The sequence below is a fragment of the Ruegeria sp. BJ3 genome (assembly GCF_056535665.1).
In genome coordinates, this window is the sequence record NZ_JBQFIT010000001.1 from 2,855,604 (window position 1) to 2,871,046 (window position 15,443).

At 63.2% G+C, this 15,443-nt stretch carries 21 protein-coding genes; 10 read left to right on the top strand and 11 right to left on the bottom strand.

Features of this window, described 5'->3' with window-relative positions; translation table 11 throughout:
• Positions 1-11: 11 nt before the first annotated feature.
• The 3 genes from ACR3EL_RS14280 to folK form a co-directional block, all read right to left on the bottom strand.
• Positions 12-2,144: a RelA/SpoT family protein gene (locus ACR3EL_RS14280; protein WP_170342675.1), complete on the bottom strand. Its 2,133-nt coding sequence runs from the start codon at positions 2,142-2,144 to the stop codon at positions 12-14.
• Positions 2,145-2,170: 26 nt separating this feature from the next.
• Complete coding sequence (rpoZ, locus tag ACR3EL_RS14285) at positions 2,171-2,524, bottom strand: DNA-directed RNA polymerase subunit omega (RefSeq protein ID WP_093965263.1); 354 nt, start codon at positions 2,522-2,524, stop codon at positions 2,171-2,173.
• 94 nt (positions 2,525-2,618) lie between these two features.
• Positions 2,619-3,188 (bottom strand): 2-amino-4-hydroxy-6-hydroxymethyldihydropteridine diphosphokinase, encoded by a 570-nt coding sequence (gene folK, locus ACR3EL_RS14290; protein ID WP_409233607.1) that lies wholly within the window; start codon positions 3,186-3,188, stop codon positions 2,619-2,621.
• A gap of 136 nt (positions 3,189-3,324) precedes the next feature.
• Here folK and ACR3EL_RS14295 point away from each other — a divergent pair, with 136 nt between their 5' ends.
• From ACR3EL_RS14295 to ACR3EL_RS14320, 6 genes are all read left to right on the top strand, one after another.
• Positions 3,325-3,897 (top strand): LabA-like NYN domain-containing protein, encoded by a 573-nt coding sequence (locus ACR3EL_RS14295; RefSeq protein ID WP_093965260.1) that lies wholly within the window; start codon positions 3,325-3,327, stop codon positions 3,895-3,897.
• 200 nt (positions 3,898-4,097) lie between these two features.
• Positions 4,098-5,048 (top strand): 4-hydroxy-3-methylbut-2-enyl diphosphate reductase, encoded by a 951-nt coding sequence (gene ispH, locus ACR3EL_RS14300; protein ID WP_170342679.1) that lies wholly within the window; start codon positions 4,098-4,100, stop codon positions 5,046-5,048.
• A complete protein-coding gene (locus tag ACR3EL_RS14305) occupies positions 5,045-5,497 on the top strand; it encodes a DUF3429 domain-containing protein (RefSeq protein ID WP_170342680.1) in 453 nt (150 codons plus the stop codon). Before ispH ends, ACR3EL_RS14305 begins: the two co-directional genes overlap by 4 nt.
• Positions 5,494-6,078, top strand: a complete 585-nt coding sequence (locus tag ACR3EL_RS14310; protein ID WP_480722050.1) for a class I SAM-dependent methyltransferase — start codon at positions 5,494-5,496, stop codon at positions 6,076-6,078. The genes ACR3EL_RS14305 and ACR3EL_RS14310 overlap by 4 nt, the downstream gene beginning before the upstream one ends.
• A complete protein-coding gene (rnhA, locus tag ACR3EL_RS14315; RefSeq protein WP_170342684.1) occupies positions 6,071-6,538 on the top strand; it encodes a ribonuclease HI in 468 nt (155 codons plus the stop codon). The genes ACR3EL_RS14310 and rnhA overlap by 8 nt, the downstream gene beginning before the upstream one ends.
• Positions 6,535-7,158 carry a trimeric intracellular cation channel family protein gene (locus tag ACR3EL_RS14320; protein WP_093965252.1) on the top strand — a complete coding sequence of 208 codons (624 nt, stop codon included), beginning with the start codon at positions 6,535-6,537 and terminating at the stop codon, positions 7,156-7,158. Before rnhA ends, ACR3EL_RS14320 begins: the two co-directional genes overlap by 4 nt.
• On the opposite strand, the gene ACR3EL_RS14325 is transcribed toward ACR3EL_RS14320, so the two are convergent.
• From ACR3EL_RS14325 to def (ACR3EL_RS14350), 6 genes are read right to left on the bottom strand one after another with little or no spacing between them, the layout of a single operon-like run.
• Positions 7,155-7,715: a DinB family protein gene (locus ACR3EL_RS14325; RefSeq protein WP_170342685.1), complete on the bottom strand. Its 561-nt coding sequence runs from the start codon at positions 7,713-7,715 to the stop codon at positions 7,155-7,157. The genes ACR3EL_RS14320 and ACR3EL_RS14325 overlap by 4 nt on opposite strands.
• A 56-nt stretch (positions 7,716-7,771) precedes the next feature.
• Positions 7,772-8,008, bottom strand: a complete 237-nt coding sequence (locus ACR3EL_RS14330; protein ID WP_149776373.1) for a GlsB/YeaQ/YmgE family stress response membrane protein — start codon at positions 8,006-8,008, stop codon at positions 7,772-7,774.
• Position 8,009: 1 nt separating this feature from the next.
• A complete protein-coding gene (locus ACR3EL_RS14335; RefSeq protein WP_005981317.1) occupies positions 8,010-8,246 on the bottom strand; it encodes a hypothetical protein in 237 nt (78 codons plus the stop codon).
• The gene (fmt, locus tag ACR3EL_RS14340) at positions 8,246-9,166 is read right to left on the bottom strand and encodes a methionyl-tRNA formyltransferase (RefSeq protein ID WP_170342687.1); all 921 of its coding nucleotides are present in this window, start codon (positions 9,164-9,166) and stop codon (positions 8,246-8,248) included. Before fmt ends, ACR3EL_RS14335 begins: the two co-directional genes overlap by 1 nt.
• Positions 9,167-9,172: 6 nt before the next feature.
• Positions 9,173-9,667, bottom strand: a complete 495-nt coding sequence (gene def, locus ACR3EL_RS14345; RefSeq protein WP_005981313.1) for a peptide deformylase — start codon at positions 9,665-9,667, stop codon at positions 9,173-9,175.
• A complete protein-coding gene (gene def / locus ACR3EL_RS14350) occupies positions 9,664-10,182 on the bottom strand; it encodes a peptide deformylase (RefSeq protein WP_170342688.1) in 519 nt (172 codons plus the stop codon). Before def (ACR3EL_RS14350) ends, def (ACR3EL_RS14345) begins: the two co-directional genes overlap by 4 nt.
• A gap of 94 nt (positions 10,183-10,276) precedes the next feature.
• On the opposite strand from def (ACR3EL_RS14350), the gene ACR3EL_RS14355 reads away from it, so the two are divergent.
• Entirely contained in the window at positions 10,277-11,449 is a 1,173-nt protein-coding gene (locus ACR3EL_RS14355) for a MalY/PatB family protein (RefSeq protein WP_170342690.1), read from the top strand.
• 20 nt (positions 11,450-11,469) lie between these two features.
• On the opposite strand, the gene ACR3EL_RS14360 is transcribed toward ACR3EL_RS14355, so the two are convergent.
• Positions 11,470-11,823: a hypothetical protein gene (locus ACR3EL_RS14360; RefSeq protein WP_093965240.1), complete on the bottom strand. Its 354-nt coding sequence runs from the start codon at positions 11,821-11,823 to the stop codon at positions 11,470-11,472.
• A gap of 214 nt (positions 11,824-12,037) precedes the next feature.
• Between ACR3EL_RS14360 and ACR3EL_RS14365 the strand changes: the two genes are divergently transcribed.
• Positions 12,038-13,027 (top strand): glutathione S-transferase family protein, encoded by a 990-nt coding sequence (locus tag ACR3EL_RS14365; protein ID WP_170342691.1) that lies wholly within the window; start codon positions 12,038-12,040, stop codon positions 13,025-13,027.
• Here the strand turns inward: ACR3EL_RS14365 and ACR3EL_RS14370 are convergent.
• Entirely contained in the window at positions 13,009-13,371 is a 363-nt protein-coding gene (locus ACR3EL_RS14370; RefSeq protein WP_170342693.1) for a response regulator transcription factor, read from the bottom strand. The genes ACR3EL_RS14365 and ACR3EL_RS14370 overlap by 19 nt on opposite strands.
• A gap of 182 nt (positions 13,372-13,553) precedes the next feature.
• On the opposite strand from ACR3EL_RS14370, the gene cobD reads away from it, so the two are divergent.
• Both cobD and cbiB read left to right on the top strand, forming a co-directional pair.
• Positions 13,554-14,519 carry a threonine-phosphate decarboxylase CobD gene (gene cobD, locus ACR3EL_RS14375; protein ID WP_480722057.1) on the top strand — a complete coding sequence of 322 codons (966 nt, stop codon included), beginning with the start codon at positions 13,554-13,556 and terminating at the stop codon, positions 14,517-14,519.
• A complete protein-coding gene (gene cbiB, locus ACR3EL_RS14380; RefSeq protein WP_170342697.1) occupies positions 14,516-15,436 on the top strand; it encodes an adenosylcobinamide-phosphate synthase CbiB in 921 nt (306 codons plus the stop codon). Before cobD ends, cbiB begins: the two co-directional genes overlap by 4 nt.
• The last annotated feature ends 7 nt before the right edge of the window (positions 15,437-15,443 follow it).

The following is a 15,443-nucleotide window of genomic DNA, read 5'->3' on the forward strand; positions in this document are numbered from 1 at the left end:
ATCACCCCTTCTCAGCCAGCTGCGACCGCAGCGCTTGTCATGTCCCGGTACCGTTCGACCGCAGCCACGTCACTTTCCGCCTCGAGCATCAGCATCAGCGAATGCAGCTGTTCAAGATCCCGCACCTCGATACTGATCAGCAGACGATAGAAATCGGGCTTCCGGTCCACGAATTCCAGGTTCGAGATATTGGCCTTTTTCTCGCCGATCAATGTGCAAATACGTCCCAGCACGCCGGCGTCATTACCGATGGTCAGTTCCAACGTGGCGCCGTAAGCGGCCGGATGCGTGCCGGTATGCCAGTGAAGATTCACCCACCGTTGCGGCTGATCCTCGAATTCGGCAAGGCGATCGCAATCGATGGAATGCACCACCACGCCCTTGCCCCGAGACGTGATACCCACGATGCGTTCGCCCGGCAAAGGCTGGCAGCACGGCGCGCGTTCAAACCCCTGCCCCGGCTCAAGCCCGATCACGGCGCGACGCAAGGGGATTGCTTCGCCCTCGTCGCGGGTCAGGTCGGGATAGACCGCGGCCACCACATCATGGGCGGTCAGTTCGGCACTGCCGACGCGGGCCAGCAACTCATCGCTGTTCTTGATGCGCAGGTGTTTGGCGGCGGTTTCCAATGCCTTGTCGGTCGCCTTGCGGCCGACATGCTCGAACCCCGCGCGGACCAGTTCGCGCCCCAGTTTGATGAACCGTTCACGGTCAACCTCGCGCAGGGCGCGGCGGATGGCGGTGCGGGCCTTGCCAGTCACCGCAATCTCGAGCCACGTAACCTGCGGTGTCTGGCCGTCGGCGGTGATGATGTCGACCGATTGGCCATTCTTGAGCCGCGTCCACAGCGGCACGCGAATACCGTCCACCTTGGCCCCGACACAGGCATGGCCGATGCGCGTATGGATCGCGTAGGCGAAATCGATCGGGGTCGCACCACGCGGCAGTTTCACCACATCGCCTTTGGGGGTGAAGCAGAAGACCTGGTCCGAATACATCTCGAGCTTGACCGCCTCGAGGAAATCTTCGTGGTCTTCCTCGGTATCGAACTGCTCGGTCAGGTTGGCGATCCACTTCGCCGGATCGACCGCAAAGGGGTTTTCCGTCCGCACACCGTCACGATAGGACCAGTGCGCGGCAACACCGGTCTCGGCGACGTCATGCATCTGACGGGTACGGATCTGCACCTCGACCCGCTTGCCGTCACGGCCCGAGACCGTCGTATGGATCGACCGGTAGCCGTTCGATTTCGGCTGGCTGATATAGTCCTTGAACCGTCCCGGCACCGCGCGCCAGCGCTGGTGGATGGCCCCAAGGGTGCGATAGCAGTCTTCTTCGGTCTGGGTGATGATGCGGAAGCCATAGATGTCGGACAAGCGAGAGAAGCCCTGATCCTTTTCCTGCATCTTGCGCCAGATCGAATAGGGTTTCTTGGCGCGACCAAAGACTTCGGCCTCGATCCCCGCTTTCTCAAGCTCGTGCCGCATGTCGCCGGTGATCCGGTGAATCACGTCACCGGTTTCGCGCTGCAGCGTGATGAAGCGGCGGATGATCGACTGGCGGCCTTCGGGATTGAGGACGCGGAACGCCAGGTCCTCAAGCTCTTCGCGCATCCACTGCATGCCCATCCGGCCGGCCAGCGGCGCGTAGATGTCCATCGTTTCGCGCGCTTTCTGCACCTGCTTTTCGGGGCGCATCGCCTTGATCGTGCGCATGTTGTGCAGCCGGTCGGCCAGCTTGACCAGGATCACCCGCAAGTCCTTGGACATGGCCATGAACAGTTTGCGGAAGTTTTCCGCCTGCTTGGTTTCGCGACTGGAGAGCTGCAGGTTGGTCAGCTTGGTGACGCCGTCCACAAGCATCGCCACCTCGTCGCCGAACAGCTCGGCGATCTTCGAGTAGCTGGCCTTGGTGTCCTCGATCGTGTCGTGCAGCAGTGCGGTGATGATCGTGGCATCGTCCAGACGCTGCTCGGTCAGAATGGCGGCGACTGCGACGGGATGCGAAAAATAGGGCTCGCCCGAATGCCGGAACTGCCCTTCATGCATCTGCAGTCCGAACTCATAGGCCCGGGCGATGCGATCTGCATTTGTCTTGGGGTTGTAGTTGCGGACCAGCGCAATCAGGTCGTCAACAGAAATCATCCGGTCCGCACCTTCGCTTGCAGGGCTTACCCCTGCCCCTGGGCCTCCATCAGGGCACGCAGGAGTTTCTCTTCGGACATGTCGTCATCTGCCGGCTTGTCCGACTCTGCACCCATCAACAGCGCCATCTGATCTTCTTCGGGCTCGTCGACCTCGATCTGGGTCTGGTTGGCCTCGATCAGACGTTCACGCAGCTCGTCCGCCGTCTGGGTTTCTTCTGCAATCTCGCGCAGAGACACGACGGGGTTCTTGTCGTTGTCGCGGTCAACGGTGATCGATCCGCCAGTGGAAATCTCGCGCGCACGATGGGCGGCAAGCATCACCAGTTCGAACCGGTTCGGTACCTTGTCTACGCAGTCTTCGACCGTCACGCGGGCCATGAGGCGCTCTCCACAAATGAATCCGTGTCAGGAAGGGGTTTATCTAAGCGCGATTCTCTGCCTTGACAAGCGGGAAATGCCCAGCATTGGCGGCTCAGAGAGGGGTTACGGCGGCAACCTCGTCCGCAGGCAGCTGTCCGATCATTTCCCGGACGGTCAAATCCAGCACCGGATGGCGCCAATCGGGCGCGACATCAGCCATCGGAACCAGCACGAATGCCCGGTCCTGCAGGCGCGGGTGCGGCACTATCAGTTGTTCGGGCGCGGATCGCACCTGCTGGTCCATCGGCAAATCCAACCAGCGGCGGTATCCGTCCAGGTCCGGCAGAACGCGGTCGTCCCAGCAGACAAGATCAAGATCAAGTGTGCGCATACCCCAACGCTGAACCCTGGCGCGGCCGAACTCGGCCTCGACCTCGTGCAGCAGGTCCAGAACACCGCGCGGATCCAGTTCCGTCTCGATCACAGCGGCTGCGTTCACGTAGTCCGGGCCGGCGCCCGCAGGGAAGCAGGGGGTCGAAAACAGCCGGCTTTTGGCCCGAATCACCAGCCCCTTGGCCTCCATGACCTCGAGAGCCTGCGCGAGTGTCACCTTGGGCCCGTTTCCTCTCAAGGTGAGATTTGCCCCCAACGCCACGACCACTTTTGACATGGATTTGACCACTTTTATCCCCGTATTCCGTTCAGAGAATACTTGCGATACAGGTCAAATAGCCTATTTTAAAGGCATCAATGCGCGAATTTATTTTTTTCACTCACAGACACCTCCGCGCGTTGAGCGATACCGGAAGGACAAATTAATGTTTTACAAGGACGAACGGCTTGCGCTGTTCATCGACGGCTCGAATCTGTACGCCGCCGCAAAAGCACTGGGGTTTGACATCGATTACAAGTTGCTTCGCCAGGAATTCATGCGTCGAGGCAAGCTTCTCAGAGCCTTCTACTACACAGCGCTGCTAGAAAACGACGAATACTCACCGATCCGTCCGCTTGTCGATTGGCTGCACTACAACGGCTTCACCATGGTGACCAAGCCGGCCAAGGAATACACCGACAGCATGGGGCGCCGTAAGGTCAAGGGGAACATGGACATCGAACTGACTGTCGATGCCATGGAGCTTGCGCCGCGCGTGGATCATATCGTGCTGTTTTCGGGTGATGGGGATTTCCGCCCGCTGATTGCCAGCCTGCAACGTCAGGGCGTGCGCGTTTCGGTCGTCTCGACCATCCGCAGCCAGCCGCCGATGATTTCGGACGAGCTGCGTCGTCAGGCCGACAATTTCATCGAGCTTGACGACCTGCGCGACGTGATCGGACGCCCTCCGCGGGACGTGTCCGATGAACCGCGTACGGTAGCCGTCGCAGGAAAATAAGAACTCCGCCATCCACCACTCACACATGTGGAGCAATCGCGCGGTCAGGACTTTTTGTCCTGGCCGCGCTTCTTTAATCAAGAACCCGTGCTCAAACGGGTATTGGCTAACAGGACTTCATGTCAGCATGATGACAAGGCTGTCCTGACTGGACCAACAGGTGGAAAAGCCTTACCTGTCCCTTTCAAGGAGACAGACGCATGACTAAGCCCCCCCTGACCCTGTATCTGGCCGCCCCGCGCGGGTTTTGCGCCGGCGTGGACCGCGCGATCAAGATCGTGGAAATGGCCCTGCAGAAATGGGGCGCCCCGGTCTATGTCCGGCACGAGATCGTGCACAACAAGTTCGTCGTGGACGGGCTGCGCGCCAAGGGTGCCGTCTTTGTCGAAGAGCTGGACGAATGCCCCGATGACCGGCCGGTGATCTTTTCCGCCCACGGCGTGCCCAAATCGGTGCCCGCCGCCGCAGCCGCGCGCGAGATGATCTATGTCGACGCCACCTGCCCGCTGGTGTCCAAGGTCCATATCGAGGCCCAGCGCCACGCCGAGGCCGGGTTGCAGATGATCATGATCGGGCACAAGGGCCACCCTGAAACCGTCGGCACCATGGGCCAGCTGCCCGAGGGCGAAGTTCTGCTGGTGGAGACGGTTGACGATGTGGCCGCGGTGCAGGTCCGCGACCCTGAAAAACTGGCCTTCGTCACCCAGACCACGCTGTCGGTGGACGACACGCGCGACATCGTGGCTGCGCTGCAGGACCGGTTCCCGGCCATCGTCGGCCCGCACAAGGAAGACATCTGCTATGCCACCACCAACCGCCAGGAGGCGGTGAAAACCGTCGCACCCAAGTCAGATGCGCTGCTGGTGGTGGGCGCGCCCAACTCCTCGAATTCGCGCCGCCTGGTCGAGGTGGCGTCCAAGGCGGGCTGCACCTATGCCCAGCTGGTGCAGCGGGCCTCCGACATCGACTGGCGCGCGCTCGACGGGATTTCCAGCATCGCCCTCACCGCCGGGGCTTCGGCGCCCGAGGTCCTGGTGAACGAGGTGATCGACGCCTTCCGCGACCGCTATGACGTGACCGTCGAAACCGTCGAGACCGCCACCGAGAATGTCGAGTTCAAGGTGCCCCGCATTCTGCGCGTGCCCGCATGAGCGGCATCCCCCGCGCACCATTGGTTCTGGGCCTGGCCGGTCTGATCCCCTTTGTCTGGGGCGCGCTGACCTACCTGAGCGGAGACCTGAACGACTGGGGCAGCCGCGCGCTGGGTCCCCGGTTCGTGGGGCCCTATGTGCAGCTGTTCTATGGTGCGGTGATCCTCAGCTTTATGTCCGGCGTTCTATGGGGTTTTGCCACAAAGACATCGGGCAGTCGGGCGGCGCTGTGCTATGGGCTGTCGGTCCTGCCGGCGCTGTGGGCGTTCTTCACCACCGGCGGCGGGCCGGTCGACGCGGGCACCAACCTGATGATCGGCTTCGCCGGGCTGCTGGTGCTGGACGCGCTGTTCTGGTCCTGGGGCCTGACCCCGCGCTGGTGGATGAAACTGCGGCTGCTGCTGAGCGCCGTCGTACTGGCCTGCCTGGCCGTTGGAGTATTCCTGTGAGCGACAAACGAACCATCGACGCCTACACAACCCGTGTGGACGACTATCTGAAAGTGCCGCTGCCGCCCGAACAGATCGAGGCGCGCGCAGCATTCGCGCAGGCGGTCGGCGACGGGCTGGTGCTGGATCTGGGGTCGGGTCCGGGTTCGGACAGCGGTTTCTTTCTGCGCCAGGGGCTGCGGGTTCGGGCGCTGGACGCCACACCGGCCTTTGTCGAACACGCCCGCGCAAATGGCGTGGACGCGCATCTGGGCACGTTCGACGACGTGACCGAAACGGCCGAATACGATGGGTTCTATGCCAGCTTTTCCCTGCTGCACGCCCCGCGCGCCGAATTCCCTCGACACCTGGCCGCCATCCACCAGGCCCTGAAGCCGGGCGGCGTGTTCTTTCTGGGCCTCAAACTGGGCACCGGAGAGCATCGCGACGAACTGGACCGCTATTACACCTATTTCACGCGCCCCGAGATCGAGACCGCGTTGATCGAGGCCGGGTTCGTCATAGACCGTGTCACCACCGGTATGGGAAAGGGGCTGGCCGGTTCTTATGACGGTTTCATTCTGGTGCTGGCCCATGCCTGATCTGTTTGCCTATACCGATGGTGCCTGTTCCGGCAATCCCGGCCCCGGAGGCTGGGGCGTGCTGCTGCGGGCGATGGATGGAGAAACCGTCCTGAAAGAGCGCGAACTGAACGGCGGCGAGGCCGAGACCACCAACAACCGGATGGAGCTGCTGGCCGCGATCAGCGCGCTCGAGACACTGGAGCGGCCCTCGAAAATTACCATTGTGACCGATAGCGCCTACGTGAAAAACGGGGTGACCGGCTGGATTCACGGGTGGAAGCGCAACGGCTGGAAGACCGCAAGCAAGAAGCCCGTCAAGAACGTGGACCTGTGGCAACGGCTGGACGAAGCCCAACAGCGCCATGACGTGACCTGGGAATGGGTCAAGGGCCATGCCGGCCACCCCGAAAACGAACGCGCCGACGAACTGGCACGCGCGGGCATGGCCCCGTTCAAGCCGAAAAAGGCCCGTACATGAGCGGTCTGGCCCTGCTGGACTATGCCTCGGTTCTGGTCTTTGCGCTGACCGGGGCGCTGGTGGCCAGCCGGGCACAGCTGGATCTTGTGGGGTTTGCCTTCATCGCCTGCCTGACGGCGGTGGGCGGTGGCACGGTACGTGATCTGCTGCTGGATCGGCACCCCGTCTTCTGGGTGGGCCAACCTGACTATATCCTGATCGCAGTGGCGGCGGCGGTGGTCGTGTTCTTCACCGCGCATCTAGTCGAAAGCCGCTACAACTGGTTGGTCTGGCTGGACAGTTTCGCGCTGTCGATCGCCGTGGCCGCGGGAACGGGCGCGGCGCTGGCGCTGGGTCAGTCGGGCGTGATCGTGGTGTTGATGGGTGTGACCACCGGCTGCCTTGGCGGGCTGATGCGCGACGTGGTCTGCAACGAGGTGCCGCTGGTGCTCAAACAGGGCGAGCTTTATGTCTCGTGCGCTTTCACCGGTGCGCTGGTGGCCGTGGTGGCCACCCGTCTGGGGCTGGAGACGCTTCTGGCGCTGGGCCTGTGCGCGCTGTCCTGCTGGGCGCTGAGGGCCGGATCGCTGCTGTTCGGCTGGCAGTTGCCGGTCTACAAGGCACGCCCGCCGCGGAGCTAGAGGCCGCGCCAGACCTCTTCCTCGGTCAGGTTCAGAGATGTGAAATCTTCGGCCCGCAGCGATCTGTCAGCCTCCCACTCCATGAAGAATTCATCCAGTTGCGGCGGAGCGATCATCGTGTCCGAAAGCATCGAATGCACTTGTCCCCGATGGTGAATCTGGTGCTGCAGCAAGTGCAGGATCGTGCGGTCGTACCGCTCGACTTGCACTACGTCCCCACGTGGAATCCTGACGCGCGCAGTTTCATCCAAAACCTTCTCATCGCGGCAAACATCCACGAAACGTTGGTCGATGGCGCGTTGGTGCGCCGAAAGCTCGGGCAAGTCGGGATAGGGAGTTTCCGGGTCGAAGGCGTCCAATCCCATTGGCCGGCCTTCCAGAGCGGTGACGTAGAAAAGATCAACCGTATAAATGTGATTGAGAGTCTCGATGATGGACGGGAAGAAACCAGTACGGTGCTTCGCCAGTTCCTCGGGGGGCAATTGCGCGCAAGCCTCCAGAATTCGGTGGTTGGCCCATGCGTTGTTATAAGCTTGTGGCAAGAAATAGTTTTTCATTGCCGATGCCTAGTTGATTGCCAAAGCACTGTCTAGCGCGGCTTCGACCTGCCGCATCAACGCCGGAAATAGGTCTTCCAGATCCAGATCAGCAGCAGCGCGCCCAGCACCGCGCCGACGAATCCGGGCATCCAGCCCATGACCGTCAGCAAGGCGCGCATGATCAGCCCGCCCACGACGGCCCCGGCGATGCCGATCAGCAGGGTGGTGGGGATGTCCGCCTCGATCCGCATCAGGCGGGTGGCCAGAAATCCGGCTGCGGCGCCGATGACGATCAGGGCAAGGACGGGCATCTCATTTCCTCCAGTGCGTGGGCACGATGATCAAGGCCCCCACCGACGAGATCACCGCATCCAGCCCAGGCGGTCCAAAGCTGATGCCGAACATGATGCGGATGAAATAGAACAGGAACGCCCCGCCCACGCAGATGATGATGGATTGCAGATACCCGTTGTGGGTAAATCCCGTCACCTCGGACAGATAGCCGACGATGCCGGCAATCACGACGGTACCCATCATCACCATGAACATCAGGACGTCTCCGAGCCGAGGCGGGTTCCGGCCGGGATCGGCCAGCCCCGCAGGAAGGTTTCCCTATCCTGCGCCGCCTTGCCCGCCCGTTGCAAGCGCAGCAGCTCGACCGCGCCGGTGCCGCAGGCCACGCGCAGCGCGTCGTCCAGCACCTCGCCCGGCACGCCCTGCCCGTCCGACAGGCGCGAGGCGAGCAGCTTGACGCGCTCGCCCTCGATCTGACTCCAGGCGCCGGGAAATGGCGACAGGCCGCGGATCTGGCGATCGACCTCGACGGCGGGGCGCGACCAGTCCACGCGGGCCTCGGCCTTGTCGATCTTGGCGGCATAGGTCACGCCGACCTCGGGCTGCGGTTCGGGGGACAGGTCCGGCAGGCGGTCCAGAGCCTGCACGATCAGATCGGCGCCCATCGCCGACAGGCGGTCATGAAGCTGGGCGGTGGTTTCCTCGGCTCCGATCGGGGTGGCCTGACGCAGCAGGACGGGGCCAGTGTCCAGACCGGCCTCCATCTGCATGATACAGACGCCGGTCTCGGCATCGCCCGCCATGATCGCCCGGTGGATCGGCGCGGCCCCGCGCCAGCGCGGCAGCAGGCTGGCGTGGATGTTCAGGCAGCCATGCCGGGGCGCGTCCAGGATCGGCTGCGGCAGGATCAGCCCATAGGCCACGACCACGGCCACATCGGCCTTCAGCGCAGCAAAGGCGGCCTGTTCCTCGGGCGATTTCAGCGAGGTGGGATGGCGCACCGGCAGGCCCAGCTCCTCGGCGCGGGCTTGCACCGGCGTGGGCCGGTCCTTCTTGCCGCGACCGGCAGGACGCGGCGGCTGGCAATAGACGGCGGCGATCTCATGCCCGGCCTGCACCAGCGCGTCCAGCACCGGCACCGAAAACTCAGGCGTTCCCATGAAGATGACGCGCATGCCGCCCTACCCCGCCTTTTTCGCCTTGCGCAGCAGCATGTCGCGTTTGACCTTGCTGAGACGGTCAAAATACATCCGGCCGTTCAGATGGTCGATCTGGTGCTGTACGCTGGTGGCTTCGATGCCGACGAAATCGCGTCGGTCGATCTCGCCTTTTTCATTGAGGAATCTGACCGTCACCGCACGCGGACGTTTGATCTTGGCCGACACGCCCGGCAGGTTCGGGCTGGCCTCGTCATGCTCGCGCAGCTCGATCGAGCTGTGCAGGATTTCGGGGTTGGCCAGGCGCACCGCGCGGCCGCGCTCAGCCGAGCCGTCCACGACCGCCAGCCGCAGCATCACTCCGATCTGGGGCGCGGCCAGGCCGACGCCGGGCATCGCCTCCATCGTGTCGATCATGTCGTCCCAGATGGCGCGGATCTCATCGGTGATCTCGGTCACCGGCTCGGCCTTGGTGCGCAGGCGCTTGTCGGGCCATGGCAGGCAGGGACGGACGGTCATGCGCGGGCAAGCTCGCGCTTGAGCTTGACCATCTTGCGCGTGATCATCTGGCGTTTCAGCGGCTTGAGATAGTCGATGAACAGCTTGCCGTTCAGGTGGTCGATCTCGTGCTGCACACAAGTGGCCCAGAGCCCGTCGAAGGTTTCGCGCTGCGCCTTGCCGTTCTGGTCCATCCAGACGACCTCGACCTCGGCCGGGCGGGTGACCTCGGCGAACTGATCGGGGATCGACAGGCAGCCTTCCTCGTAGACGCTGGTTTCGTCCGAGGCCGAGATGATCTCGGGGTTGAACATCACCAACGGGCGGGGGGTGGCGCCTTCCTCTTTGACGCAATCCAGCACGATCAGCCGTTCCAGCACGCCGATCTGGGGCGCGGCCAGCCCGATGCCCGGCGCGTCATACATGGTTTCCAGCATGTCGTCGGCCAGCGTGCGCAGCTCGTCTGACAGGTCGTCCACGGGCGCACAGACCTTTTTCAGGCGGGGATCAGGATGGATCAGGATGTTGCGTTTCATGGGGCTGATTTAGGTCATCGCGCGCGTGGCCGCAACGCCCCCCTTGCGCCGGGCGAATTTCCCGATAGCTTTCGGGCCAACGAATGGAGCAGACATGACTTTCAACGACCTGATCGACCGCCGGGGCACCTTCAGCTCGAAATGGGACAAGATGGAGAAACTCTATGGTGTCTCGCCCGAGGACGGGCTCGCCATGTGGACCGCCGATTCCGACTATGCCACCGCGCCCTGCGTGATTGAGGCGGTGCGCCGCGCGGCGGATCACGGGGTGTTCGGCTATTCCTGGCAGCACCCGGCCTATCTGCAGGCGGTGCAGTGGTGGATGCAGAACCGCCACGACTGGGCGATCGACACCGATTGGGTTCTGACCACACAGGGTCTGGGCAACGCCATCGCGCTGAGCCTCGATGTGTGGAGCGAACCGGGTGACGGGGTTGTGATCTTCACGCCGGTCTATCACGAGTTTGCGCACAAGGTGAACAAGACCGGCCGCCGGGTGGTGGAATGCCCGCTTGTGCGGGCCGGCGACACCTATGAGATCGACCTGGATGACGCTCAGTCGCGGCTGGACGGGTCGGAAAAGCTGTTGCTGTGGTGCTCACCACAGAACCCGTCCGGGCGGGTCTGGACACCGGACGAGCTGCGCGCGGTGGCGGCTTTTGCCGAACGCAATGGGTTGATCCTGATCTCGGACGAAGTGCATCACGATCTGGTCTATCCCGGGCATACATTCGTGCCGATGGACGTTGCCGCGCCGGATGCACGGCCCTGGACGGTGACGCTGACCGCACCGTCCAAGACCTTCAACATCGCCGGCCAGCGCACGGGCAACATGATCATTCCCGACGACAAGCTGCGGGCGCAAATGCGCCACCGGCTGAACACGCTGGACTACGACCCCAGCGCATTGGGCGTGGCGATGATCACCGCAGCCTACTCACCCGAGGGCGCCGAATGGGTGGATGCCCAGATCGACCACCTGAACGGCAATCGCGCGCTGTTCGATGCCGCGATTTCCGAGATCCCCGGCCTGTGGTCGATGCCCCTGCAGGCGACCTACTTGGCCTGGGTCGATTTCTCGGGCACCGGAATGGACCACGCCGAATTCGTGCGCCGTCTGCGCGATGATGCGCGGATCGCAACGTCATCCGGTCCGGGGTTTGGAACGGGAGGCGAGACCTTCGAACGGTTCAATCTCGCCACTCAGCGGGCGCGGGTCGAGGACGCGTGCGCCCGTTTGAAACTTGCTTTTTCCGACCTTCAATAAGGCCGCGCGAACGGTCTGCCCTAGTCGTCTTTGCCGAGAAGGGCGATTGGGGCATCCGGCGCGCGATAGAAATCCAGTGGCGCCTTGTCCGCCGCGACGGTGCTGCGCTTGAACTCATATCGCATCTGGCCGCCGTCTTCCTCGTCAGCGACGATCAGGCATTGATACAGGTGGTTGGCGCCGTCAAAAATATCGACCAGTCCACGTAGACGCGGTGTTGTCTCGGCCTCGACGGCGAAACCATCCTTCCACAATTTGAGGATTCTGTAGGTATTGTCGCCCATTTCCACCCGCAGACGGCTGGACTTCTTGAGCGATGCGATTCGGGCCGCATCCAATTCGGCGCTAATTTCCTTGGAAACATAAGTACTCATCAAAATTCCCCCCAAGCTATGCCATCTATTGTGGGGGTATCTTCGTAAAAATCCAGTGAAGCCCGACCGTTGACGCGGATCTGTGGGCGATTTGTTGCACAGACATCCCGGGTGGCACTGTGCGACTGCGCAGAGATGCTGCGCGCCTTCGGCGATGTGAACTGCGGCGCTGTCGCACTAAGCTTTGTCCGGAGACGGAAACGGAGGATCCAAGATGGGCCTGTTGGTCGACGGCACCTGGCACGACACCTGGTATGACACGAAATCCACCGGCGGAGCGTTCAAACGTTCGGCTGCCCAGTTTCGAAACTGGATAACGACCGATGGCAGTGCGGGTCCCTCGGGCAAGGATGGTTTCAAGGCTGAAGCCGGGCGATATCACCTGTATGTCAGCCTGGCCTGTCCATGGGCGCACCGGACGTTGATCTTCCGCCAACTCAAGGAACTTCAGGACCTGATCACCGTATCGGTGGTTCATCCGGACATGCTGGACCGCGGATGGACTTTCCAGACCGACGATCACGGCGCCACCGGCGATGCTTTGTATGGGCTGGACTATGCCTATCAGGTCTACACACGCGCCGACCCGAACTACTCGGGCCGGGTGACGGTGCCGATCCTGTGGGACAAGGTGCAAGAGACCATCGTGTCGAATGAAAGCTCGGAAATCATCCGCATGTTCAATTCGGCCTTCGACCAAATCACTGGCAACACCGACGACTACTGGCCCGCCGAGATGCGCGACGCGATCGAAGAGGTCAATGCGAGGGTCTACTCAAACGTGAACAACGGCGTCTACAAATCCGGCTTTGCCACCTCGCAGGAGGCCTATGACGCGGCCGTGCACCCCCTGTTCGACACGCTGGATTGGCTGGAAGATCGGCTGTCCACGCACCGATACCTGATGGGGGATCGCCTGACCGAGGCCGACTGGCGCCTATTCACGACCCTGATCCGGTTCGACCCGGTCTATCACCTGCATTTCAAGTGCAACCGCAGGCGGCTGATCGACTATCCCAACCTGTGGGCCTACACGCGCGAACTGTATCAATGGCCGGGCGTGGCGGGCACGGTAAACATGCACCATATCGTGCGGCACTATCACTACAGTCACGACAGCATCAATCCGCACCGGATCATCCCGATCAACCCCACCCTGGACTATTGGGAGCCGCACGGACGCGATCAACGCCCCGCGGCGTAGTGTTCGACCATCGCCGCCAGATCCTCGGGCGGCGTTCCGCTCTGGACATAGGCGCAGGCGTTGGGGCTGTGCGCAAAGATCGATCCGTCGGAAAAGAACGTTGTGTTGGTGACGAAGATCACCCGGGCATCCGGGCGGCGATAGCTGGCGAAATCCGCGACCGCCAACGCGCTGCCTGAATCCAGAACCAAGTCCAGGATTATGATGTCGAAGGGCGTGCCGTAAAGTGCAAGGATCGCTGCCTCCTGGCTTTCGACCAGAGAAACCTCAGCCCCCTGCCGTTCCAGGTGCCGCTGCCAGACCCGACCCAGGTCGGGGTTACTCTCAACAATCAGAACTTTCATTTGCAACAACCTCGGCACTTGATAAGGTGAGTGGTGCCGACCCCCATAAGCTGTGATCACGTTATTTCGTTAACAAAGGGTTAACGGTCGCTCCAGCCCTCCTCTATGAACCGGATTTGCTTGTAAAAACGGCGTAAATCCGCTTGAAGCGGGGTAAATTCGGCGTTTTGGACGATTCCGGCATGACTGACCGCACTGACGACTTGAACCCACGCGGCAAGCGTGACCACGGCGGTGGGTTGGACGACGCCATTGCCCGCCACCGCGGCGCGCGAGCGGAATGGATCGACCTGTCGACCGGGATCAACCCGCACCCCTACCCGGTGGCGGACCTCACGTCCGAAGACTGGACCGCCCTGCCCGACCACGGGGCCTTTGCCCGGCTGAGCGATGCGGCCCGCCGGTTCTGGGGTGTGCCGGACGGCGCGGCGATTCTTCCCGCGCCGGGCGCTTCGGCCCTGATCGCGCGGATCCCGGCGCTGGCCCCCGTTGGTGCGGTCCAGATCACCACGCCCACCTACAACGAACATGCCGCCGCCTTTGCCGCGCAGGGCTGGACGGTGCAGCCCGGCGGCCCGACGCAGGCGCGGGTGATCGTGCATCCCAACAATCCCGACGGCCGGATCTGGCAGGCCGAGGACGCCGATGCGCCGCTGACCGTGATCGACGAAAGCTTTTGCGACGTGACGCCCCAAGCATCATTGATCCGCCTGTCCGAGCGCTCCGGCGTGATCGTTCTGAAAAGCTTTGGCAAGTTCTGGGGACTTGCAGGTCTGCGGCTGGGCTTTGCCATCGGGCATCCCGACCTGATCGCGCGACTGAACGATCTGACCGGCCCCTGGGCGGTGTCCGGGCCGGCCTTGCGCATCGGCGCGCAGGCCCTGAATGACACGGCCTGGGCCGAGGCCACACGCGCCCGACTGGCCCGTGATACGGAACGGCTGGATACGCTGATGACCGGCAAGGGCGCGCATTTGGTCGGCGGAACCACGCTGTTCCGCCTGTATGACGTGGACAATGCCGCCGCCTGGCAGGACCGGCTGGCACAGGCCCATATCTGGAGCCGCATCTTCCCCTATTCCGACCGGTTCCTGCGGCTGGGCCTACCGCCCGAGCATGGCTGGGCACGCCTCGAGGCGGCGCTGTGAGCACCGCCCTGACGCTGACCCTGGCGATGCTGCTGGACGCCGCATTGGGCGAGCCCGACTGGCTGTGGTCGCGTCTGCGCCACCCGGCGGTGCTGATGGGCAACGCCATCGGCTGGCTGGACCGCCGCCTGAACCACGGCACGCATCGACGGGCCAAGGGCGTGCTCGTCGCCATTCTGCTGGTCCTGGGCGGCTGGGTGGTCGGTGCCGCGCTTGCGTGGCTTGGCTGGGCGGTCGAGGTCGTGGTCTGCGCGATCCTGTTGGCACAGAACTCTCTGGTGGCGCATGTCCGCGCCGTGGGCGTCGCGCTGCGGCGGTCCCTGCCCGAGGGACGCGCGGCGGTGGCGATGATCGTGTCGCGCGACACCTCGCAGATGACCGAGGCACAGGTGGCGCGCTCGGCCATCGAGAGCGCCGCCGAGAACCTCAGCGACGGGGTGATCGCCCCGGCTTTCTGGTTCCTGCTGGGCGGCCTGCCGGGGCTGCTGGTCTACAAGGCGGTGAACACCGCCGACAGCATGATCGGCTACCGCAATGACACGTACCGAGACTTCGGCTGGGCCGCCGCCCGGCTGGACGATCTGCTGAACCTGATCCCGGCGCGGCTGACTTGCCTGATGATCGTGGCCCTGTCGGGACAGTGGCGCCAATGGCGGGCCATCTTCGCGGACGCGCAGCGCCACATTTCGCCCAATGCCGGCTGGCCCGAGGCCGCCATGGCCCACGCGCTGGACGTGGCACTGGCCGGGCCGCGCAGCTATGATGGGCAGATGCGCGATCTGGCCTGGGTCAACGGCGAGGCCCGGCGCACGATCGGCGCAACGGAGGTTTTCCGCGCATGCGGGATCCTTTGGCAGGTTTGGGGGCTTGCGTTGGCCGGGCTGACGGTGTGGGTTGTTCTGAACACGGTTTTCTGAGGATGGT

Excerpts from the sequence above, each read along its gene's own strand:
- ACR3EL_RS14280 (WP_170342675.1), bottom strand. The coding sequence starts at position 2,144 with ATGATTTCTGTTGACGACCTGATTGCGCTGGTCCGCAACTACAACCCC.
- rpoZ (WP_093965263.1), bottom strand. The coding sequence starts at position 2,524 with ATGGCCCGCGTGACGGTCGAAGACTGCGTAGACAAGGTACCGAACCGG.
- ACR3EL_RS14295 (WP_093965260.1), top strand. The coding sequence starts at position 3,325 with ATGTTTTACAAGGACGAACGGCTTGCGCTGTTCATCGACGGCTCGAAT.
- ispH (WP_170342679.1), top strand. The coding sequence starts at position 4,098 with ATGACTAAGCCCCCCCTGACCCTGTATCTGGCCGCCCCGCGCGGGTTT.
- ACR3EL_RS14305 (WP_170342680.1), top strand. The coding sequence starts at position 5,045 with ATGAGCGGCATCCCCCGCGCACCATTGGTTCTGGGCCTGGCCGGTCTG.
- rnhA (WP_170342684.1), top strand. The coding sequence starts at position 6,071 with ATGCCTGATCTGTTTGCCTATACCGATGGTGCCTGTTCCGGCAATCCC.
- ACR3EL_RS14320 (WP_093965252.1), top strand. The coding sequence starts at position 6,535 with ATGAGCGGTCTGGCCCTGCTGGACTATGCCTCGGTTCTGGTCTTTGCG.
- ACR3EL_RS14325 (WP_170342685.1), bottom strand. The coding sequence starts at position 7,715 with ATGAAAAACTATTTCTTGCCACAAGCTTATAACAACGCATGGGCCAAC.
- ACR3EL_RS14330 (WP_149776373.1), bottom strand. The coding sequence starts at position 8,008 with ATGCCCGTCCTTGCCCTGATCGTCATCGGCGCCGCAGCCGGATTTCTG.
- ACR3EL_RS14335 (WP_005981317.1), bottom strand. The coding sequence starts at position 8,246 with ATGTTCATGGTGATGATGGGTACCGTCGTGATTGCCGGCATCGTCGGC.
- fmt (WP_170342687.1), bottom strand. The coding sequence starts at position 9,166 with ATGCGCGTCATCTTCATGGGAACGCCTGAGTTTTCGGTGCCGGTGCTG.
- def (WP_005981313.1), bottom strand. The coding sequence starts at position 9,667 with ATGACCGTCCGTCCCTGCCTGCCATGGCCCGACAAGCGCCTGCGCACC.
- def (WP_170342688.1), bottom strand. The coding sequence starts at position 10,182 with ATGAAACGCAACATCCTGATCCATCCTGATCCCCGCCTGAAAAAGGTC.
- ACR3EL_RS14355 (WP_170342690.1), top strand. The coding sequence starts at position 10,277 with ATGACTTTCAACGACCTGATCGACCGCCGGGGCACCTTCAGCTCGAAA.
- ACR3EL_RS14360 (WP_093965240.1), bottom strand. The coding sequence starts at position 11,823 with ATGAGTACTTATGTTTCCAAGGAAATTAGCGCCGAATTGGATGCGGCC.
- ACR3EL_RS14365 (WP_170342691.1), top strand. The coding sequence starts at position 12,038 with ATGGGCCTGTTGGTCGACGGCACCTGGCACGACACCTGGTATGACACG.
- ACR3EL_RS14370 (WP_170342693.1), bottom strand. The coding sequence starts at position 13,371 with ATGAAAGTTCTGATTGTTGAGAGTAACCCCGACCTGGGTCGGGTCTGG.
- cobD (WP_480722057.1), top strand. The coding sequence starts at position 13,554 with ATGACTGACCGCACTGACGACTTGAACCCACGCGGCAAGCGTGACCAC.